This window comes from Pseudomonas sp. MPR-R2A5 (genome assembly GCF_058793055.1).
Genome location: NZ_JBXAFK010000009.1, coordinates 40,676 through 62,082, shown reverse-complemented (window position 1 = coordinate 62,082; position 21,407 = coordinate 40,676). Strand labels below are relative to the sequence as shown.

Annotated in this window: 18 protein-coding genes; 15 read left to right on the top strand and 3 right to left on the bottom strand. The window is 60.9% G+C overall.

Annotation, left to right across the window (positions count from 1 at the left end; genetic code table 11):
• The first annotated feature begins 31 nt into the window (after window positions 1-31).
• The 5 genes from cheR (at window position 32) to flgE (ending at window position 4,101) form a co-directional block, all read left to right on the top strand.
• Window positions 32-859, top strand: a complete 828-nt coding sequence (cheR, locus tag AC1Q6I_RS09425) for a protein-glutamate O-methyltransferase CheR (protein WP_102624090.1) — start codon at window positions 32-34, stop codon at window positions 857-859.
• A 297-nt stretch (window positions 860-1,156) separates the two neighbouring features.
• Entirely contained in the window at window positions 1,157-1,564 is a 408-nt protein-coding gene (gene flgB, locus AC1Q6I_RS09420; RefSeq protein ID WP_003175633.1) for a flagellar basal body rod protein FlgB, read from the top strand.
• A gap of 3 nt (window positions 1,565-1,567) precedes the next feature.
• Window positions 1,568-2,011 (top strand): flagellar basal body rod protein FlgC, encoded by a 444-nt coding sequence (flgC, locus tag AC1Q6I_RS09415; RefSeq protein ID WP_024076985.1) that lies wholly within the window; start codon window positions 1,568-1,570, stop codon window positions 2,009-2,011.
• Window positions 2,012-2,027: 16 nt separating this feature from the next.
• The gene (gene flgD, locus AC1Q6I_RS09410; protein WP_024076984.1) at window positions 2,028-2,753 is read left to right on the top strand and encodes a flagellar hook assembly protein FlgD; all 726 of its coding nucleotides are present in this window, start codon (window positions 2,028-2,030) and stop codon (window positions 2,751-2,753) included.
• A 31-nt stretch (window positions 2,754-2,784) separates the two neighbouring features.
• Window positions 2,785-4,101: a flagellar hook protein FlgE gene (gene flgE, locus AC1Q6I_RS09405; protein WP_024076983.1), complete on the top strand. Its 1,317-nt coding sequence runs from the start codon at window positions 2,785-2,787 to the stop codon at window positions 4,099-4,101.
• A 303-nt stretch (window positions 4,102-4,404) separates the two neighbouring features.
• Here the strand turns inward: flgE and AC1Q6I_RS09400 are convergent, their stop codons facing one another.
• Window positions 4,405-7,302, bottom strand: a complete 2,898-nt coding sequence (locus AC1Q6I_RS09400) for a ribonucleoside-diphosphate reductase subunit alpha (protein ID WP_024076982.1) — start codon at window positions 7,300-7,302, stop codon at window positions 4,405-4,407.
• Window positions 7,303-8,083: 781 nt separating this feature from the next.
• Here AC1Q6I_RS09400 and AC1Q6I_RS09395 point away from each other — a divergent pair.
• Window positions 8,084-8,809: a response regulator gene (locus tag AC1Q6I_RS09395; RefSeq protein ID WP_102624089.1), complete on the top strand. Its 726-nt coding sequence runs from the start codon at window positions 8,084-8,086 to the stop codon at window positions 8,807-8,809.
• Window positions 8,806-10,416 carry an ATP-binding protein gene (locus AC1Q6I_RS09390; protein WP_024076980.1) on the top strand — a complete coding sequence of 537 codons (1,611 nt, stop codon included), beginning with the start codon at window positions 8,806-8,808 and terminating at the stop codon, window positions 10,414-10,416. Before AC1Q6I_RS09395 ends, AC1Q6I_RS09390 begins: the two co-directional genes overlap by 4 nt.
• 96 nt (window positions 10,417-10,512) lie before the next feature.
• Here the strand turns inward: AC1Q6I_RS09390 and AC1Q6I_RS09385 are convergent, their stop codons facing one another.
• Entirely contained in the window at window positions 10,513-11,229 is a 717-nt protein-coding gene (locus AC1Q6I_RS09385; protein ID WP_069077447.1) for a 4'-phosphopantetheinyl transferase family protein, read from the bottom strand.
• 137 nt (window positions 11,230-11,366) lie between these two features.
• On the opposite strand from AC1Q6I_RS09385, the gene AC1Q6I_RS09380 reads away from it, so the two are divergent.
• Genes AC1Q6I_RS09380 through AC1Q6I_RS09370 form a run of 3 tightly spaced genes read left to right on the top strand, consistent with a single transcriptional unit; the run spans window position 11,367 to window position 13,714 of the window.
• The gene (locus tag AC1Q6I_RS09380) at window positions 11,367-11,675 is read left to right on the top strand and encodes a hypothetical protein (RefSeq protein ID WP_102624088.1); all 309 of its coding nucleotides are present in this window, start codon (window positions 11,367-11,369) and stop codon (window positions 11,673-11,675) included.
• An 18-nt stretch (window positions 11,676-11,693) separates the two neighbouring features.
• The gene (locus AC1Q6I_RS09375; RefSeq protein WP_024076977.1) at window positions 11,694-12,371 is read left to right on the top strand and encodes a response regulator; all 678 of its coding nucleotides are present in this window, start codon (window positions 11,694-11,696) and stop codon (window positions 12,369-12,371) included.
• On the top strand, window positions 12,368-13,714 hold the full coding sequence (locus AC1Q6I_RS09370) for an ATP-binding protein (RefSeq protein ID WP_024076976.1): 1,347 nt from the start codon (window positions 12,368-12,370) through the stop codon (window positions 13,712-13,714). The genes AC1Q6I_RS09375 and AC1Q6I_RS09370 overlap by 4 nt, the downstream gene beginning before the upstream one ends.
• Window positions 13,715-14,009: 295 nt before the next feature.
• On the opposite strand, the gene AC1Q6I_RS09365 is transcribed toward AC1Q6I_RS09370, so the two are convergent.
• On the bottom strand, window positions 14,010-15,008 hold the full coding sequence (locus tag AC1Q6I_RS09365; protein ID WP_024076975.1) for an AraC family transcriptional regulator: 999 nt from the start codon (window positions 15,006-15,008) through the stop codon (window positions 14,010-14,012).
• Window positions 15,009-15,347: 339 nt separating this feature from the next.
• Between AC1Q6I_RS09365 and AC1Q6I_RS09360 the strand changes: the two genes are divergently transcribed.
• From AC1Q6I_RS09360 to AC1Q6I_RS09340, 5 genes are all read left to right on the top strand, one after another.
• Window positions 15,348-16,679, top strand: coding sequence for a dicarboxylate/amino acid:cation symporter (locus AC1Q6I_RS09360; protein ID WP_024076974.1), 1,332 nt, complete (start codon window positions 15,348-15,350; stop codon window positions 16,677-16,679).
• Window positions 16,680-16,975: 296 nt separating this feature from the next.
• Window positions 16,976-17,446: a (2Fe-2S)-binding protein gene (locus AC1Q6I_RS09355; RefSeq protein ID WP_024076973.1), complete on the top strand. Its 471-nt coding sequence runs from the start codon at window positions 16,976-16,978 to the stop codon at window positions 17,444-17,446.
• Window positions 17,443-19,764: a xanthine dehydrogenase family protein molybdopterin-binding subunit gene (locus tag AC1Q6I_RS09350; protein ID WP_069076851.1), complete on the top strand. Its 2,322-nt coding sequence runs from the start codon at window positions 17,443-17,445 to the stop codon at window positions 19,762-19,764. The genes AC1Q6I_RS09355 and AC1Q6I_RS09350 overlap by 4 nt, the downstream gene beginning before the upstream one ends.
• Window positions 19,764-20,750, top strand: coding sequence for an XdhC family protein (locus tag AC1Q6I_RS09345; protein WP_069076850.1), 987 nt, complete (start codon window positions 19,764-19,766; stop codon window positions 20,748-20,750). Before AC1Q6I_RS09350 ends, AC1Q6I_RS09345 begins: the two co-directional genes overlap by 1 nt.
• A complete protein-coding gene (locus AC1Q6I_RS09340) occupies window positions 20,750-21,331 on the top strand; it encodes a nucleotidyltransferase family protein (protein WP_219730615.1) in 582 nt (193 codons plus the stop codon). Before AC1Q6I_RS09345 ends, AC1Q6I_RS09340 begins: the two co-directional genes overlap by 1 nt.
• Window positions 21,332-21,407 lie beyond the last annotated feature (76 nt).

Sequence of the window (21,407 nt, the reverse complement as noted above, 5' to 3'; positions counted from 1 at the left end):
TGGCGGTCACACGATTTAAGAGGCGGTATCTTTGTCTACGGGTAATTTGGATTTCGAACAGTTCCGGGTCTTCCTGGAAAAAGCCTGTGGCATATTGCTTGGTGAAAACAAGCAATACCTGGTATCCAGCCGTCTCAACAAGCTGATGGAACAGCAGGGCATCAAGTCCCTGGGTGAGTTGGTCCAGCGGATCCAGAGCCAGCCGCGCAGTGGGCTCAAGGAAATGGTGGTCGATGCCATGACCACCAACGAAACCCTGTGGTTTCGCGACACATACCCCTTCGAGGTGCTCAAGAGCAAAGTGTTGCCGGAGGCGATCAAGGCCAGCCCGGGCCAGCGCTTGCGCATCTGGTCGGCAGCCTGTTCTTCGGGGCAGGAACCGTACTCGATTTCGATGACCATCGATGAATTCGAGCGGACCAACATGGGCCAGCTGAAGGCCGGTGCGCAAATTGTGGCGACGGATTTATCCGGCACCATGCTCACCAACTGCAAGACCGGCGAGTACGACAGCCTGGCCCTGGGGCGTGGCCTGTCCCAGGAGCGCCTGCAACGTTACTTCGACCCGAAAGGGGCGGGGCGCTGGGCGGTCAAGGCGCCGATCAAGAACCGAGTGGAGTTTCGCTCGTTCAACCTGCTCGACAGCTACGCCAGCCTGGGCAAGTTCGACATAGTGTTCTGCCGCAACGTGCTGATCTACTTCTCTGCCGAAGTGAAGAAAGACATCTTGCTGCGCATCCACGGCACCCTCAAGCGCGGCGGTTACCTGTTCCTCGGTGCATCCGAAGCGTTGAACGGCCTGCCCGATCATTTCCAGATGGTGCAGTGCAGCCCGGGGATCATCTACCAGGCCAAGTAATAAAGAATGTGGGAGGGGGCTCGCCCCCGATAGCAGTGGTTCAGTTGATGTATCTATCACTGATACACCGCTATCGGGGGCAAGCCCCCTCCTACATTTTTTTTGCGGCAAAGTTGAAGAAAGCGGCAACTCCCCATTGCCGCTTTACTGGCGTCACGCGGAAAACGGTTGCCGCTTTTCTGGCATTGCCGTCGGCAAGCTCCCCGCAACCCCTTGATATCCGGGCTTTCACAAGATTGGCATGCACCTTGCTATAACCCTGTTAACGCACAGCAGGTCAGCCTAAAGGTTTCCGCCATGAGCATCAGCTTCGATAAAGCGCTCGGTATCCATGAACAAGCCCTGGGCTTCCGCGCCCAGCGCGCCGAAGTCCTGGCCAACAACATTGCCAACGCCGATACCCCGAACTACAAGGCTCGGGACCTGGACTTCTCCGCCGTGCTCGCAGCACAGCAGGACAAGACCAAGAACGGCACCTTCGCCTTGAACATGACCAACAGCCGTCATATTGAAGCGCAAGGCCTGAGCAGTGGTGACGAGTCGCTGCTGTATCGCACGCCGATGCAGCCATCCATCGACCAGAACACCGTCGACGCCCAGCTGGAGCAATCGGCCTATGCCGAAAACTCGGTGAACTTCCAGGCCAGCTTTACCCTGCTCAACAGCAAATTCAAAGGGCTGATGTCAGCCCTGCGTGGAGAGTAAGCCATGTCCCTGTCCAGTGTTTTCAATATTGCCGGTAGTGGCATGAGCGCTCAAACCACGCGCCTCAACACCGTCGCCAGTAACATCGCCAACGCCGAGACCGTGTCTTCGAGCATTGACCAGACCTACCGCGCCCGCCACCCGGTATTTGCCACCATGTTCCAGGGCGGCCAGAGCGGCGGCAGCGATTCGCTGTTCCAGAACCAGGACGCCGCCGGCCAGGGTGTGCAGGTGCTCGGCGTGGTCGAAGACCAGAGCAACCTCGAAGCACGTTACGAGCCTAACCATCCCGCCGCGAACGAAAAGGGTTATGTCTACTACCCCAACGTCAACGTGGTCGAGGAGATGGCCGACATGATTTCCGCCAGCCGCTCGTTCCAGACCAACGCGGAAATGATGAACACCGCCAAAACCATGATGCAGAAGGTCCTGACCCTGGGTCAGTGATAAGGGGCGCCAAATAATGGCCATCGTTGATACGTCAAACAACTCGGCAGTCCAGGACCTTTTCAATTCCAAGGTCAAGACCGCAACGGACAACAGCAGTCTTAACAGCGCTACCAAGGCGGCGACAGGCAGCCAGTCGCTGGGCAAGGATGCGTTCCTGCAGTTGCTGGTGACCCAGCTGAAAAACCAGAACCCGCTGTCGCCCCAGGACAATGGTGCGTTCGTGGCGCAGTTGGCTCAGTTCAGCAGCCTGGAAGGCATCAACACCCTGAACGACTCGGTCAACGCGATCTCCAGCAACTTCAGCTCGTCGCAAGCACTGCAAGCGTCGTCGCTGGTAGGGCGTTCGGTGGTCATCCAGACCGACAAGTCCACCGTGGACACGAGCAAGAGCATGACCGGTTCGGTGGCGGTGACTTCGGCGGTGGGCAACGTCTCCGTCAAGATCACCGACAAGGACGGCAACGTGGTGCGCACCCTCGATATGGGCGCCCAGGCTGCCGGCAACCAGAGCTTTATCTGGGATGGCAAGGACGACAACGGCGCGGTCGCCCCAGCCGGCACCTACACCTTCAATGCCACCACCAAGAACGACGCGGGCGACGCGGTTGCCCTGGCTACGTCGCTGCCGGCAACGGTAACGAGCGTGACCCTGAGCCAGACCGGCGGCGAAATGCTGCTGAACCTGGCGGGCGGCATGGGCAGCATCAAGCTGTCGCAAATTCAGACTATCGGTACATAGAGCCGGCTAAATACGGCAGAGGGAGAGAAACATGTCTTTTAACATCGGCCTTAGCGGCCTCTATGCGGCCAACAAACAACTGGACGTGACCGGCAACAACATCGCCAACGTCGCGACCACTGGCTTCAAATCGTCCCGTGCGGAATTCGCGGATATCTACGCGGCCTCCAAACTGGGTACCGGCCAGAACAGCATCGGCAACGGTGTGAACCTGGCGGCAGTGTCCCAGCAGTTCACCCAGGGCGACGTCAACAACAGTGGCGGCATCCTGGACATGGCGATCCAGGGCGGCGGCTTCTTCGTGCAGAAGGGTACCGACGGCTCGCTGGAGTACACCCGCAGCGGCGCCTTCCGTGCGGACAAGGACGGCTACATCACCAACAACACCGGTACCTCGCGCCTGCAGGGTTATGCGGCGGATGCTGACGGCAAGATCATCAAGGGCGGCCTGACCGACCTGCAATTGAACCTGTCGAACCTGCCGCCGAAGGCTTCGAGCAAGGTGGACTCCACCAGTAACCTGAACTCGTCCGAGCTGCCGATCGATCAGACGTTGCACCCCTTTGATCCGACCAAGACGGACAGCTTCAACACTCAATACTCCACCACGCTCTACGATACGCAGGGCAATGCGCATCCTATGGTGCAGTACCTGGTGAAAACCGGTTCTAACACCTGGAACTCCTACACCCTGATTGACGGGCGTAACCCTGACGGCACCCCGATCAGCGGCACCGGTTCCACGGCGCCCGTAGCCTCGACGTTGTCGTTTGACACCGCCGGCAAGCTCACCGGGATCGTCACCCCGCCAGCCACAACGTCCAATACCACCCTGACTATTTCCACCTGGAAGCCGGGCGGCCTGGTCAATGGTGTCTGGACGCCTAACGGTGCAGCGGCCAATGCCGGCGGTATTGCCGTCAACATGGCCAACATCACCCAGTACAACTCGGCCAGCTACCGTAACCCGCCGGTCACCGACGGTTATGCCACTGGCCAGATCACCGGCCTGAAGATCGACGGCAGCGGTGTGCTGTTCGCCACCTTCAGTAACCAGCAGAGCAAGGCCATCGGCCAGATCTCTCTGGCCAGCTTCAACAACGAGCAGGGCCTGCAGCCATCCGGCGGCACCGCCTGGAGAGAGACGTTCGCCTCGGGCCAGCCGGGTTACGACGCACCGCAATCCGGTACGCTGGGTTCGATCGTGGCCAACTCCCTGGAGAACTCCAACGTCAACCTGACCAACGAACTGGTGGACCTGATCAAGGCCCAGAGCAACTATCAGGCGAACGCCAAGACCATCTCCACCCAGAGCACCATCATGCAGACCATCATCCAGATGACCTGATGCGGTCATGCTCTACAAGAAGCCCCTCGCAAGAGGGGCTTTTTTGTGGGCGCAGGAAAACATGCCGTGACGCAAGTAACGATGCGTAAAACGCGTATGAGGCGTGCACCATATCCGCCTCGCCACTGATCAGGTCAGGGGCCGGTGGGCTAACCAGTCAAGTGCAGGGCGGGTATGTGGCGTTCGTCTGGAGGTGCCCAGCGGGGTGTACATGAGGAAACCAAAAAGCCCGATAAACCCTATGCAGTCGGGGTCTATCGGGCTTTTTCAATCCGGGGTGTTCAAGCCCAGGAGCGGCTCAGCTTATTGGCAAGCTTCGCAATCCGGCTCGTCGATCGCGCAGGCCTTTGGCACGGGGGCCGGGCCGGCTGGCGCTGCGAGCACCGAGTCATCACCGTGGTTGCCGCCGCTGGAAACCGCGTTCAGCTTGCCGGTGTTGATGGTCGACTTCTCGGTGCTGGTCGCGGCCAGGGCACGGAGGTAGTAAGTGGTTTTCAGGCCACGGTACCACGCCATGCGGTAGGTCACGTCCAGCTTCTTGCCCGATGCGCCGGCGATGTACAGGTTTAGCGACTGAGCCTGGTCGATCCACTTCTGACGACGGCTGGCGGCGTCAACGATCCACTTGGTGTCCACTTCGAAAGCGGTCGCGTAGAGCTCTTTGAGTTCTTGCGGGATGCGTTCGATCTGCTGCACGGAACCGTCGTAGTACTTCAGGTCGTTGATCATCACCGAGTCCCACAGGCCACGGGCTTTCAGGTCGCGAACCAGGTACGGGTTGATCACGGTGAATTCGCCCGACAGGTTCGATTTCACATACAGGTTCTGGTAGGTCGGTTCGATCGACTGCGATACGCCAGTAATGTTGGCGATGGTCGCGGTCGGTGCGATGGCCATGATGTTGGAGTTACGAATACCTTTCTGCACACGGGCACGTACCGGCGCCCAGTCCAGGGATTCGTTCAGGTCAACGTCGATGTACTTCTGGCCGCGTTGCTCGATCAGGATCTGTTGCGAATCCAGCGGCAGGATGCCCTTGGACCACAGCGAACCCTGGAACGTCTCGTAGGCGCCGCGCTCGTCGGCCAGGTCGCAGGAAGCCTGGATCGCGTAGTAGCTGACCGCTTCCATGGACTTGTCGGCGAACTCGACCGCTGCATCCGAACCGTAAGGAATGTGCTGCAGGTACAGCGCGTCCTGGAAGCCCATGATGCCCAGGCCGACTGGACGGTGCTTGAAGTTGGAGTTCTGCGCCTGTGGCACCGAGTAGTAGTTGATGTCGATAACGTTATCGAGCATGCGTACGGCGGTGTTGACGGTGCGCTCCAGCTTGGCGGTGTCCAGCTTGCCGTTGACGATGTGGTTCGGCAGGTTGATCGAGCCCAGGTTGCAAACGGCGATCTCGTCCTTGTTGGTGTTCAAGGTGATCTCGGTGCACAGGTTCGAGCTGTGGACCACGCCCACGTGCTGCTGCGGGCTGCGCAGGTTGCATGGGTCCTTGAAGGTCAGCCATGGGTGGCCGGTTTCGAACAGCATGGACAGCATTTTGCGCCACAGGTCCTTGGCCTGGATGGTCTTGAACAGCTTGACCTTGCCTGGGTACTCGGTGAGGGCTTCGTAGTACTCGTAGCGTTCTTCGAAGGCCTTGCCGGTCAGGTCGTGCAGGTCCGGCACTTCGGAGGGCGAGAACAGGGTCCATTTGCCGTCATCGAAGACACGCTTCATGAACAGGTCAGGGATCCAGTTGGCGGTGTTCATGTCGTGGGTACGACGACGGTCATCGCCCGTGTTCTTGCGCAGCTCGATGAACTCTTCAATGTCCATGTGCCAGGTTTCCAGGTAGGCACACACAGCGCCTTTGCGCTTGCCACCCTGGTTCACGGCGACGGCGGTGTCGTTCACCACTTTCAGGAACGGTACTACGCCCTGGGACTTGCCGTTGGTGCCCTTGATGTACGAACCCAGTGCACGCACTGGCGTCCAGTCGTTGCCCAGGCCGCCAGCGAATTTGGACAGCATGGCGTTGTCGTGGATCGCATGGTAGATGCCCGACAGGTCATCCGGCACGGTGGTCAGGTAGCAGCTCGACAGCTGTGGACGCAGGGTGCCGGCGTTGAACAGGGTCGGGGTCGACGACATGTAGTCGAAGGACGACAGCAGGTTGTAGAACTCGATCGCACGGTCTTCTTTATGCTTTTCTTCGATCGCCAGGCCCATGGCCACGCGCATGAAGAACACTTGCGGCAATTCGAAGCGGATACCGTCCTTGTGGATGAAGTAACGGTCGTACAGGGTCTGCAGGCCCAGGTAGGTAAACTGCTGGTCGCGTTCGTGGTTGATCGCCTTGCCGAGTTTTTCCAGGTCGAAGGTGGCCAGGACCGGGTTCAGCAATTCGTATTCGATACCCTTGGCGATGTAGGCCGGCAGGGCCTTGGCGTACAGGTCGGCCATCTCGTGGTGGGTGGCGCTCTCGGCCACGCCGAGGAAGCCCAGGCCTTCCGCACGCAGGGTGTCCATCAGCAGGCGCGCGGTCACGAACGAGTAGTTCGGCTCGCGTTCAACCAGGGTACGGGCGGTCATCACCAGGGCGGTGTTGACGTCGGTCAGGGCCACGCCGTCGTACAGGTTCTTCAGGGTTTCGCGCTGGATCAGGTCACCGTCGACTTCTTCCAGGCCTTCGCAGGCTTCGGTGACGATGGTGTTCAGGCGGCCCAGGTCCAGCGGTGCAAAGGTACCGTCGGCCAGGGTGATGCGGATCGACGGGTGCGCCTGTACGGCGGCATCGGCGGCAGGGGCGCGCACGGCACGTTCCTTGGCGCGCGAGTCACGGTAGATCACGTAGTCGCGGGCCACTTTCTGCTCGCCGGCACGCATCAGGGCCAGTTCGACCTGGTCCTGGATTTCTTCGATGTGGATGGTGCCGCCCGACGGCATGCGACGCTTGAAGGTCGCGGTGACTTGTTCGGTCAGGCGGGCAACGGTGTCATGGATGCGCGACGAGGCAGCAGCGGTGCCGCCTTCAACTGCAAGAAACGCTTTGGTGATGGCGACGGTGATTTTGTCATCGGTGTAAGGAACGACAGTGCCGTTACGCTTGATCACGCGCAGTTGGCCAGGTGCAGTGGCGGACAGATCCATATTCGAATCAGCGGCCTGCGGCACGGAGCCCTGCGGGTTCTCGCGAGTTGTGTCGGTTTGCATGGGGGGTTGTCTCCACATTTCTATATTTATTTGGGCACCATCACGGTGCCCACCGTTCCGTCCTGAAGCACTTACAGCAGGCCTGGGCCTGGCATAACAACTTCGGGACAGGAGGAAGGGAGCTGTTTGCGCCGCTTCCATGCCGAAGTCTTCGGTTCGGGGCTCAAAGGCCCTTCGCCGTATTCCTGGTGGGTGACAGTTGCCAGGTTCAAGCACTGCAACACCCGTACCGTTTTGCGCTGTTGGAGCTTGAAAACGGTTGCCATCCGCTTGAGCGGTTTGGGCTTTCAAATAATCCAGGGGTCAGACCAAACAGGAGCAAGAAAGGGCTTGAGTTTCTCGTCTGAATTGTGTTGGGTCTTTTCGCTAAAAACCCTACATGTAGGGTTTTTTTGGCGCCGAGGTACAAGATAATGCGTTTTTGGAGGCTTAGCAACGCAAGACCTGTGGATAACGCTGTGAGTAAAATGTGTATGAAACTTGGAACACCCGTGTAGGCCGCAGTACTGCTGGATTACGCCGTTTGTCACTGAATATTCCAAGGTAAAAACGTGCGATTGGATTTTTGAGGGCGCGAACCCTATCACAAAAAAACTCGATCACCGAACGCATTTCCCGGCTTGTGTTTGAGGGTTGGGGCATGGCTACAATCGATCATTGTTATGCCCTCACAACATTACAAATAAGGTGTGGCTGGCGAAGATCAACATGTGGGAGGGGGCTTGCTCCCACCTTTGATCGAACAGGCCAATCAATCCCTTAATAACAACGAGGATTACCCGTGGAGCACGAAGCCTGGCAAATACTGATCGTCGAGGATGACGAACGACTCGCCGAGTTGACCCGCGATTATCTGGAGAGCAACGGCTTGCGGGTGTTGGTGGAAAGCGACGGCGCCCAGGCTGCGGCACGGATCATCGCCGAGCAACCCGACCTGGTGATCCTCGACCTGATGTTGCCCGGCGAAGACGGCCTGAGCATTTGTCGCAAGGTGCGCGAGCGCTACGACGGGGTGATCCTCATGCTGACCGCGCGCACCGACGACATGGACCAGGTCATGGGCCTGGACATGGGCGCCGACGACTATGTCTGTAAACCCGTGCGTCCGCGCCTGTTGCTCGCGCGCATCCAGGCCCTGCTGCGGCGCAGCGAACCGGCCGAACCGGCTGTGGTGGAAAACCAGCGTCGCCTGCAATTCGGCCCGCTGGTGGTGGACAACGCCCTGCGCGAAGCCTGGTTGCACGACGGCGGCATCGAGCTGACCAGCGCCGAGTTCGACTTGCTCTGGCTGCTGGTGGCGAACGCCGGGCGTATCCTGTCTCGCGAAGAGATCTTCATCGCCCTGCGCGGCATCGGCTATGACGGCCAGGACCGTTCCATCGATGTACGCATTTCACGCATTCGCCCGAAAATCGGCGACGACCCGATCCACCCGCGCCTGATCAAGACCATCCGCAGCAAGGGCTACCTGTTCGTTCCTGAAGCCGCCGCCGATATGCCGCTGTGAATTCGATCTTCCTGCGTATCTATGGCGGCATGTGCGCGGCGCTGATCCTGGTGGCGCTGCTGGGCGTGCTGGCCTTGCACCTGCTCAATGAAGTGCGCAGCGGCCAGTACCGCGAACGCCTGGCCCACGGCACCTTTGCCTTGATGGGCGACAACCTGCAACCCATGAGCCCGATCGAGCGCCAGCGCGCCCTGGCGGTGTGGGAGCGGTTGTTAGGCATCCCCCTGGAACTGCGCACCCTCAGCGAGGCGCAACTGGACTTGAGCCAACGCAACCGCCTGCAACGCGGCCAGGTACTGGTGGAGCAGACCGGCCCGCATGCGGCGCGGGTGCTGCGCCTGGTCAGTGAGCAAGAGTCACTCGTACTGACCGGCGAAGTGCAACAGATCAGCGAGCAATTGGCGCGCGCGACGATTTACCTGCTGGCCGACGAACTGGTGCGTTTCCCGGTGGCCGAACAGCCGCAACGCTTGGCCGCTATAAAGGAAGCCAAGGGCTTTGGCTTTGAGATGCACCTGATGAACCTCGACCAGGCCGATATGGACGATGACCAGCGTCGCCGGGTCGCGGAAGGCGATACGGTAATGGCGCTGGGCAAAGGGGGCGATTCGATCCGGGTGTTTGCCGGCATGGTCGGTACGCCCTGGGTGCTCGAAATCGGCCCGTTGTATCAAATGAACCCGTACCCGGCGCAGTGGTTGATCTTGATCGCCCTGATCGGCCTGACCCTGATCGGCCTGATCGTCTATTTATTGGTGCGCCAGCTCGAACGACGACTCAAGGGCCTGGAAGCCGCGGCCACGCGCATCGCCAAGGGCAACCTGGAAGTGCGGGTGCCCGCCCGCGGTGCCGATTCGGTCGGGCGCCTGGCTGCGGCGTTCAATGGCATGGCCGAGCACCTGCAGCAGTTGCTGGCGATCCAGCGCGAACTGGTGCGCGCCGTGTCCCACGAATTGCGCACGCCAGTGGCGCGCCTGCGCTTCGGCCTGGAGATGATTGGCGACGCCGCCAGCCCCGAAGCCCGGCGCAAATATATGGAAGGCATGGACAGCGATATCCAGGACCTCGATGGCCTGGTGGACGAAATGCTCACCTACGCCCGTCTGGAGCAGGGCGCGCCGGAGCTGAATTTCCAGCGGGTCGACCTCGATGCGCTGCTCGATCAGGTGATCGGCGAATTGTCGCCACTGCGTCCGCAGGTCAATGTGGCTCGGGGTATTTGCCTGTCATCGGCACATTGGGATGACGCCTGGGTCGATGCAGAACCGCGCTACTTGCACCGTGCGTTGCAAAACCTGGTGAGCAACGCCATGCGGCATGCTCAGGGGCGGGTGTTGATCAGTTATCAGGTCGGCCAGGTGCGCTGCCGCATCGATGTGGAAGACGATGGCCCCGGCGTGCCGGAAAGCGCCTGGGAGCGTATCTTCACGCCCTTCCTGCGCTTGGACGACAGCCGCACCCGTGCATCGGGCGGGCATGGTCTGGGGTTGTCGATTGTCCGGCGGATTATCTACTGGCACGGCGGCCGGGCGTTGATCAGCAAGAGCAACAACCTGGGTGGGGCGTGTTTCAGCTTGAGTTGGCCCAGGGATCAGGATAAACCCTGACCCCGCCATCGGGAGCCCGTGGAATCGTCGCATCGACCCTCCCACATTTGGAATGCGCTCCCCTGTGGGAGGGAGCTTGCTCCCGATGGCGGTCTATCAAGCGCCGATGGCAACCAGGCTCAACAACTGCCCCTCATTCACAACGAACTGCGCGGTAAGGTCCTTGCCGCGGCACCACTCACTGGACAGGTCCGTCAACAGGCGCAACCGTACAGCCCCGGCCTCCGACCACTCCAGCACCTCGGCATGCTCAAAGTAGAAGCGCTTCTGCACGATCGGATAAAGCGCCTTGAACAGGCTCTCCTTGGCCGAAAACGTCAAGGTGACCAGCTGCGCATGTTGCTCGCGGGGCAGCACGGCCATGCGCTGCAACTCATCAACGGTGAGGATTTCCCCGGCCAGGCGTTCTGCCCGTTCCAGGCTCAGCATATTTTCCAGGTCCATGCCCAGCCCGCGCCACTGCGCCTTGTGGCCGACTATCGCCGCCGCATGCCCGGTGCTGTGGGTGATGGAGCCACTGATATGCCCTGGCCAGACCGGCGCACGGTCTTCGCCGATGGCCGGGACGCAATCCAGCTGGTCAAGGTGTTGCAGCGCGGCGCGAGCGCACAGTCGGCCGGCGAGAAACTCCGCCTGGCGCTTGGCCACTGAGCGCTGGATGCTTGCCGGCGGGGGGACCGCGCTGCGCTGGAAATCACCCGGCGCCAACAAGGCAGGGTCGAAGCGCGTGCTGAGAAACACCGTGCCCGGCAAAGGATCGGGCAGCGGCCAATGGGCGTCGAGTGGGGTGCAGCAAGCGGGTAGGGGCGTCATGTGCGGTATTTTGCCGAGTTGGTGCGCCAGTGGATAGCCCACAGTGGTTCAGGTGAGGTTCAGAGCCTGTTCAGGGGGAGTTCAGGGGCGCCTGCGTAGTCTGGATCCCACAGCCCAAACGCGTATGAGGTAGCACCATGACTGCGATCAAGAAGCTGATGTTGGCGTTGACCATGCTCAGTGCCACTGCCGGGGTCCAGGCCTCTGATAGCGCCTTTGCAGCATTCGGTAGCGAGCGAACCAAGAAATCCAGCAACCTGATTCATCGTGTCAGCTTCGAAGATGCAGGCACTCAGGCCGCCCCTTGGGGCCGGTCGCTGGGGCTTGCCACCCCGCAGGCGGCTTATCGCGTCGGCTATGGTCGCCTGACTGGTGAGTACAATGGCACTAAACTGCGCCCGCAAGACCTGCAGGGCCGCTATGATATCCCCCTGTCGGACAGTTGAATTGCCTTGGAGAGCCTTATGAAATTGCTGGTGGTGGAAGATGAGGCGCTGCTGCGTCATCACCTGTTTACCCGCCTGACCGACAGCGGCCATGTGGTTGAGGCCGTGGCCAATGCCGAAGAAGCCTTGTACCAGACCGGGCAATTCAACCATGACCTGGCCATTATCGACCTCGGCTTGCCTGGCATGGGTGGCCTGGATTTGATCCGCCAACTGCGCAGCCAGGCCAAGACCTTCCCGATCCTGATCCTGACCGCCCGTGGCAACTGGCAGGACAAGGTCGAGGGGTTGGCGGCTGGTGCCGACGACTATGTGGTCAAGCCTTTCCAGTTCGAAGAACTGGAGGCGCGCATGAACGCCTTGTTGCGCCGCTCCAGCGGTTTTACCCAGTCGACCATTGTCGCCGGGCCGTTGCTGCTGGACCTCAATCGCAAGCAGGCGTCCCTGGATGAGCAGCCGTTGGCGCTGACCGCCTATGAATATCGGATCCTTGAATACCTGATGCGTCACCATCAACAAGTGGTCGCCAAGGACCGCTTGATGGAGCAGCTCTACCCCGATGACGACGAGCGCGACCCGAACGTCATCGAAGTGCTGGTTGGCCGCCTGCGCCGCAAGCTGGAAGGCACGGCAGGGTTCAAGCCGATCGACACCGTGCGCGGCTTGGGTTACCTGTTCAATGAGCGTTGCCGTTGATTCGCTCGCTACGTGTGCGCTTGATGCTGGCGGCCGCGACCTTGGCCGTGCTGTTTATGCTGGGGTTGTTGCCGGCCATGCAGGGCGCCTTCAGCCTGGCGCTGCAGGATTCCATCGAGCAGCGCCTGGCCTCGGACGTGACCACCTTGATTTCGGCGGCGCGGGTTGAAAACAACCGCCTGCTGATGCCCGCGCAGTTGCCGGACGAACGCTTCAACCTGACCGATAGCCGGCTGCTCGGCTATATCTACGACCGCGAAGGCCACCTGGTGTGGCGCTCGCGCGCGACCCGTGAAGAAAACATCAACTACAAGCCGCGCTACGACGGGCGCGGCAATGAATTTGCGCGGATTCGCGAAGCCAATGGCCAGGAGTTCTTCGTCTATGACGTGGAGGTCAAGCTGCTGGGGGGCAAGAGCGCGGCGTTCAGTATCGTCGCCCTGCAACCGGTGCGCGAATACCAACTGACCCTCGAAGGCCTGCGCGAAAACCTCTACCTGGGCTTCGGCGCGGCCTTGCTGGTGCTGTTGACCTTGTTGTGGCTGGGCTTGACCTGGGGCCTGCAAGCCCTGCGGCGCCTGAGCCAGGAGCTGGACCAGATCGAGGGCGGTACCCGCGAAAGCCTCAGTGAACAACACCCCCGCGAACTGCTGCGCCTGACGGGCTCCCTCAACCGCCTGCTGCACAGCGAACGAGAACAACGCACCCGCTACCGCGACTCCCTTGACGACCTGGCCCACAGCCTGAAAACCCCGTTGGCAGTGTTGCAGGGCGTGAGCGAAGACATGGCCCAGCGCCCTGAGGACCGCGACCAGGCCAGGGTCCTGCAATCGCAGATCGAGCGCATGAGCCAGCAGATCAGCTACCAATTGCAGCGCGCCAGCCTGCGCAAAAGCGGCCTGGTGCGCCATCAGGTGCGTCTGGAACCGGTGGTGCAAAGCTTGTGCGACACCCTGGGCAAGGTGTACCGCGACAAGCGGGTCACGGTGGCCTTCGACTTACCCCCAGAGTGCGATGTGCCGATTGAAAAGGGCGCGTTGCTCGAATTACTCGGCAACCTGCTGGAAAACGCCTACCGCCTGTGCCTGAGCGAGGTGCGCATCAGTTTGGTGGAAAGTCTGGAGGGCACCGAGTTGTGTATCGAAGATGACGGCCCCGGCGTACCGCCGGACCAGCGTGCGCGGATTCTGCAACGGGGCGAGCGCCTGGACCGTCAGCATCCGGGGCAGGGCATCGGCTTGGCGGTGGTCAAGGACATCATCGAAAGCTACGGCGCGCGCCTGACCCTGGGGGATTCAACACTGGGTGGGGCGGCCTTCAGGATTCACTTTCCGGCCGTGTGATCGGCTAGCCGTGGTTAAGGCATCCTTTGTGGCAGGCGGGCTTGCCCTAATGCCGTTCAGTTAAGCGTACATCGCCTTCTGTAGGAGCGAGCTTGCTCGCGAAAAACGTCAACGATAACGCGTGTTTCCTGAATGAACGCGGCGCCTGTGAGTTTTTCGCGAGCAAGAACTAGGCGTCCCCCTCGCTCCTACAAAAAAGCCTTAACTGAACGGCATTAGGGCAAGCCCGCTCGCCACCGTTGCAGTGTTCCTCCTTAACTGACTGACATTGGGGCTTGTCACAACAAACAATCTTCTAACTTTCCTGGGCCCGATAGGCTCCAGGTGTCAATCCCGTCCACTTCTTGAACGCCCGATGAAACGCCGACGGCTCGGAAAATCCCAGCTGCTCGGCGATCTCCTGCAATGACAAGTCCGCGCGTCCCAGGTGGTAGATGGCGATATCCCGACGTAACTCATCCTTGAGCGCCTGGAAGCTGCAGCCTTCTTCGCGCAGGTGCCGACGCAAGGTCTGCGGGCTGATATGCAGGTGCTGGGCGACGGCTTCCAGATCCGGCCAGGGTGTGCGGTCGCGGCTGAGCAGGCGTCGGATCTGGCTGCTCAAACTGTCGCCTTCATCGGGTCGCGACAGCAAATCAGCCGGGGAGCGCTCGAGGAAAAGCTTGAGCGTGCGTTCGTCCTGCAACAGCGGCAGGCTCAAATAGCGTGCGGGGAATACCAGGCTGCTGGTTGGCGCGCCAAATACCTGGGGGCAGGGAAACAGCAGGTCGTACTCGCTGGCATGGTCCGGCATTGGGTAGCTGAACGTGGCCTGGTGCAGGCGGATACGCTGGCCGATCAACCAACTGCCCAGGCGATGCCAGATGACCAACAGGCATTCGCTGAGGAAGTGGTCCGGGTCCCAGAGCTGGGAATCATCCAGGCTCAAATGCGCCATTTCGCCATCACGCGTCAGCCGCCAACGCGGACCTTGTGGGAATAGGCTATAAAATAATAAGCCGCGTTCCAGAGCCTTCTCCAGGGTGCGGCAGTGGATCAGGGCATGGCACATCATGGCGAAGGTGCCGCGCTTGCTTGGGCCTTCGGCGAACCCCAGGTATTCGTCATCCAGCTCGCGCCAGAGCATTTGCAACAGCCGGGTAAATTGCTCAGGCGCGATGCGGGCGCGAGGTTCATTCAGCAGTTCCGGGGTAATGCCCACCTGCAGCAACAGGCCCGTGTAGTCGTAACCGGCCCGACGCGCACCGCGGAGGGCGGCTCGGGCGTAGTGACTGGCGATGGTACGTTCACGCATGAAGGGGCCTCGTCCATGGAGTGGCGGATGGTAGCCACCCCCTGACGGAGCAACAAGGCGGATATCCGCCAAATTGTAGGACGGGATTGGACGGGTGGGCGGAAATCCGCCACCTCGGGCCCAGCCCCCGATTACGCTGGAATCCCTTGGGCCCTGATGTCTAAAGGCCTGCGGGGATTTTCAGCAAAGTGGCACGGCGTTTGCGATAAGGATGACAGCGCAGGCTTGGTCCTACAGGCCTCGCAAACAACAAATCCCTCCAGTGCAGGAGGGTTCGCAATTCAAGTGCCGTGGGCAATGGCGGATATTTGCCACACGGGACGATTGAGGAACTTTGCAATGACGACTCGTCAGCCACTGTACAAATCCCTGTATTTCCAGGTGATCGTTGCAATCGTTATCGGTATTTTGCTCGGTCACTTCTACCCGCAGACCGGTGTGGCCCTCAAGCCACTGGGTGACGGCTTTATCAAGCTGATCAAAATGGTCATCGCCCCGATCATCTTCTGCACCGTTGTCAGCGGTATCGCTGGCATGCAAAACATGAAATCGGTGGGCAAGACCGGCGGCTATGCGCTGCTGTACTTCGAAATCGTTTCCACCATCGCCCTGCTGATCGGCCTAGTCGTCGTGAACGTTGTGCAACCGGGCGCCGGCATGCACATCGACGTGGCCACCCTGGACGCTTCGAAAGTCGCTGCCTACGTGACTGCCGGTGCAGACCAGAGCATCGTTGGCTTCCTGCTTAACGTGATCCCGAACACCATCGTCGGCGCGTTCGCGACCGGTGACATCCTGCAAGTGCTGATGTTCTCGGTGATCTTCGGTTTCGCCCTGCATCGCCTGGGTGCCTATGGCAAGCCGGTGCTGGACTTCATCGATCGCTTCGCCCACGTGATGTTCAACATCATCAACATGATCATGAAGCTCGCGCCAATCGGCGCCCTGGGCGCCATGGCGTTCACCATCGGTGCTTACGGTGTCGGTTCGCTGGTGCAACTGGGCCAGCTGATGATCTGCTTCTACATCACCTGCGTCCTGTTCGTGGTCGTGGTGCTTGGCGCCATCTGCCGCGCCCACGGTTTCAGCGTGCTGAAACTGATCCGCTACATCCGTGAAGAGCTGCTGATTGTCCTGGGTACTTCGTCCTCCGAGTCCGCACTGCCACGCATGCTGATCAAGATGGAACGCCTGGGCGCGAAGAAATCCGTGGTTGGCCTGGTGATCCCGACCGGTTACTCGTTCAACCTCGACGGTACTTCGATCTACCTGACCATGGCTGCCGTGTTCATCGCCCAGGCGACTGACACCCACATGGACATCACCCACCAGATCACCCTGTTGCTGGTGCTGCTGCTGTCCTCCAAAGGCGCTGCGGGCGTGACCGGTAGCGGCTTCATCGTACTGGCAGCGACCCTGTCTGCCGTGGGCCACTTGCCGGTTGCCGGCCTGGCGCTGATCCTGGGTATCGACCGCTTCATGTCCGAAGCCCGTGCCCTGACCAACCTGGTCGGTAACGCCGTTGCCACCCTGGTCGTGGCCAAGTGGGTCAAGGAGTTGGACGAAGACAAGCTGCAAGTCGAACTGGCTTCCGGTGGTCGCGGTATCTCCGACACCCGTGAAGAAGACGACCTGGGCGTGGCTGAAGGCCCTGCTCCCGTTATCAAGTAAGCGGACACGCGGTATGAAAAACCCATCTTCGGATGGGTTTTTTTGTGCCTGGCGATCAGGCCCAAGGCGTGGTGCTCATCAATGCTCAGCCGGGCTTTTTTGTTAATGGTGAGTTAACTTAGCACCCTAAGGATGTTTTTTTATCCGTTCATAAACCTCGTTTATCAAAGGCCCGGTGAGGATTTATCTTCACAAGAGAGCCCGATTAGCCTGAGCCATCTGCGTCAACCGACTCCGCTTTCTTCAAGTGGGCAGATTGCTCGACCCCATAACCCAGTCACTATGCGGGCGTGCCCATGATTACCCTCAAACTCAACGGTCAAGACCATTCATTGGACGTCACCGAGGATATGCCGCTGTTGTGGGCTATCCGCGACGTTGCCGGCTATAACGGCACCAAGTTCGGCTGCGGCATGGGCCTGTGTGGCGCGTGCACCATTCATATCGACGGCGCGCCGGCCCGCAGTTGTATTACCCCGATCGGCGCGGTCAAGGGCCAGGCCATCAGCACCATCGACAACCTGCACACCGACCCCATCGGCCAGGTGGTCCAGCAAGCCTGGCTCGACACGGCCGTGGCCCAGTGCGGTTACTGCCAGGGCGGCCAGATCATGTCGGCCACGGCATTGCTGAAAACCAATCCCAACCCCAGCGATGCGCAAATTGAAGAAGCGATGGTCGGCAATATCTGCCGTTGCGGCACCTACAACCGCATCAAGACCGCGATCCGCCAGGCGGCCACCCACCTGCAGGAGGCCAAGGCATGAGCGCATTGCCGGCTGATTTCGTCCTCAATAACCTCAGTCGTCGCGGCTTCCTCAAAGGGGTCGGCGCTACCGGTGCGTTGGTGGTGGCGGCCAGTTGGGGCCTGCCCGATGCCTTCGCCGCCGACGCGGTGAAGAAGTACGGCGGCGACGCCATGCCCCATGGGCTGATCGACGATCCCAAGGTCTACGTCAGTATTGCCACCGACGGCACGGTGACCGTGATCTGCAACCGTTCGGAAATGGGCCAGGGCGTGCGCACCAGCCTGAGCCTGGTGGTTGCCGATGAGCTGGACGCCGATTGGGCCCATGTGAAGGTCCAGCAGGCGCCCGGTGATGAGGTGCGTTACGGCAACCAAGACACCGATGGCTCGCGCAGCATGCGCCATTGGTATGAGCCGATGCGCCGTTGTGGCGCCAGTGTCCGGGCCATGCTGGAGCAGGCCGCTGCCGAGCAGTGGAACGTTCCGGTGGGCGAGTGCCGGGCACAACTGCACAAAGTCATTCACCAGCCGAGCGCTCGCGAATTGGGTTATGGCGAGCTGGCCACCGCTGCCGGTGCATTGGCGGTGCCGGCGCGAGACAGCCTGCGCCTCAAGCAACCGTCGGAATTTCGCTACATCGGCAAGGAGGGCGTCAAGGCCATCGATGGTGCCGATATCGTCAATGGCCGTGCGGTCTACGGCGCTGACGTGCATTTCGACGGCATGCTCTACGCCACCGTTGCACGGCCAAAGGTGTACGGCGGCAAGGTCAAGTCCTTCGATGCCAGTGCGGCGTTGAAGGTGCCGGGCGTGGTCAAGGTCCTGGAAATCGAAAGCCGGCCCCTGCCCTCGGAGTTCCAGCCCCTTGGTGGGATCGCCGTTATCGCCAGCAACACCTGGGCGGCGATCAAGGGCCGTGAAGCGTTGACCATTGTCTGGGACGATGGCGTCAACGCCGGCTACAACTCTGTCGACTACCGCAAAACGCTGGAAGCCGCCGCGCAGAAGCCGGGCAAAGTGGTGCGCAATACTGGCAATCTCGATCAGGCCCTTGGCGAGTCGGACAGTACCCTGGAGGCCGCTTATTACCTGCCCCATCTGGCCCAATCGCCGATGGAGCCGATGGTCGCCATCGCTCGTTTCGACAACGGCCAGTGCGAAGCCTGGGCGCCCAGCCAGGCGCCCCAGGTGACCCGTGAACGAATCGCCGAGCGCCTGGGGCTGCCATTCGATAACGTCACCGTCAATGTCACATTGCTTGGCGGTGGCTTCGGCCGCAAGTCCAAGCCGGACTTCGTCGTCGAGGCGGCCATCCTGGCCAAGGCATTCCCCGGCAAGGCCGTGCGTGTGCAATGGACCCGTGAAGATGACATCCATAACGCTTATTTCCACACCGTGTCCGTTGAATACCTCAAGGCTGGCCTGAACAAGGATGGCCTGCCGTCCGCTTGGCTGCATCGCACCGTGGCCCCGAGTATCACTGCGCTGTTTGCGCCGGGCATGAACCACGAGGCAGCGTTCGAGCTGGGCATGGGCTTTACCAATATGGCCTACGCGATCCCCAACGTACGCCTGGAAAACCCAGAGGCGGCGGCCCATACCCGGGTTGGCTGGTACCGTTCGGTGTCGAACATCCCCCATGGTTTTGCGATTCAATGCTTTGTCGATGAACTCGCGCACAAGGCCGGCCAGGACCCGTTGCAATACCAACTCAAGTTGCTTGGCCCAGACCGTCAGATCGATCCGAAAACCCTGAGTGACGAGTGGAACTACGGCGAATCCCCGGAGCGCTACCCGATCGACACTGCCCGCCTGCGTGGTGTGCTGGAAACCGCAGCCAAGGCGGCGGGCTGGGGGCGCACCTTGCCCAAGGGCCGAGGTCTGGGGCTGGCGGTGCACTACAGCTTCGTCACCTATGTGGCCGCGGTGATCGAGGTAGAGGTCCAGGGTGATGGCACCCTGATCGTGCACAAGGCCGATATTGCCGTGGACTGTGGCCCGCAGATCAACCCGGAGCGCATCCGCTCGCAGTTCGAAGGCGCCTGTGTGATGGGCCTGGGGAATGCCGTGCTGGGTGAAATCAGCTTCAAGGATGGCAAGGTCCAGCAGGACAATTTCCATATGTATGAAGTGGCGCGCATGTCCCTGGCGCCCAGGCAAGTTGCCGTGCACCTGGTCACGCCAAAGGGCGAGGTGCCATTAGGCGGGGTCGGTGAGCCCGGCGTGCCGCCGATTGCGCCGGCGCTGTGCAATGCGATCTTTGCCGCGACGGGTAAGCGTATCCGCGAACTGCCGGTGCGTTACCAACTGCAAGGCTGGCAGGAGGTGAAGGCCTGATGGACAGTGTGGATCTGAACGTCCTGCGTAGCGTGCTCGAATGGCGTCGCGCCGGGCAACGGGTGGTGTTGTATAGCGTGGTCCAGACCTGGGGCAGCGCGCCGCGCCCGCCGGGGGCCATGCTGGCTTTGCGCGGCGATGGCGTGGTGATTGGCTCGGTATCTGGCGGGTGCATCGAAGATGACCTGATTGCGCGCTTGCAGGATGGGCGGTTGGCCGAAGACGGGCCGCCGGTGCAACTGGTGACTTACGGCGTGACCCGGGATGAGGCAGCGCGCTTTGGCTTGCCATGTGGCGGCACCCTGCGCCTGACCGAGGAGCGGGTCATTGAGTGGGAGTGGGTTGCCCAATTGCTGGCGCGCTGCGAGGCCCATGAAATTGTCGCCCGCGAACTGGAGCTGGCCACGGGGGCTGTGAGCCTGAGTGCTGCGAACAAGACCGACGTGGTGAGCTTTGATGGCGAGCGTTTGCGCGCCATCTACGGCCCGCGCTGGCGCCTGCTGTTGATCGGTGCCGGGCAACTGTCGCGTTATGTGGCGGAAATGGCGCGGTTGCTGGATTTCGAAGTGCTGATCTGTGACCCGCGGGATGAATTTGTGTATGGCTGGGAAGAACAGCACGGCCGCTTTGTGCCAGGTATGCCCGATGAAGCGGTGCTGAACATCCAGACCGACGAACGCACGGCCATCGTCTGCCTGACCCATGACCCGCGCCTGGATGACATGGCGCTGCTGACGGCGCTGAACTCCAGTGCGTTTTATATCGGCGCGCTGGGGTCGCGGGTCAATAGCCAGAAACGCCGTGAGAACCTGGCGGCACTTGGTTTGTCGGCCGATGCGATTGCGCGTCTGCACGGGCCGATCGGTTTGCATATCGGCAGCCACACGCCGGCGGAGATCGCGTTGTCATTGATGGCAGAGATTGTCGCGATCAAGAACGGCGTGGAGGCCGTGCAAAAAAAGCCGCTGTCGACGGTGGTTGAGTGATGGTGACTGCCATTGTGCTGGCGGCGGGGCAGGGCAGTCGTTTTCGCGCTGCGGCCGGCGCTGATCAGGACAAGTTGCTGGCGCAGTGCGTTGGCCGGGACGGCGTGACGCGGCCGGTATTCGAGCAGGTGTTGGTGAATGTGCCTGATAGCGTTGCAAAACGCTGTGTGGTGACCTCGCCGGATCGGCTTGAAGTCATCCGTTTGGCACAGCGCTACGGCTGCGAAGTGGTGCTGCTGCGCTCGGCGGGCATGGGCGACAGCCTTGCTGCGGCGGTGGCGGCCAGCCGTTCAAGCGACGGTTGGTTGGTGGTGCTGGGGGATATGCCGTTTATCCTGCCGAGCAGTATTGAGCAGGTGGTGGCGCACGCGGAGGGTATCAGTGTGCCGGTGCATGCTGGACAGTATGGGCATCCGGTCATGTTCGGGCGTTCGCTCGGGCCAGCGTTGATGGCGCTGACGGGGGACCGGGGGGCTCGACCGCTGTTTGCGCATGCCAGCGTACGGGAAGTGCCCGTGGACGACCCCGGCGTGCTATGGGATGTAGATGTGCCACCGTCATTACGTTTCGTGCCTGCCTGACCTTCTGGCAGCCGGCTCGCTGGACACAACCCGATCGCATAAAAAAAAGCCCCGCCTGAGTGATCAGGCGGGGCTT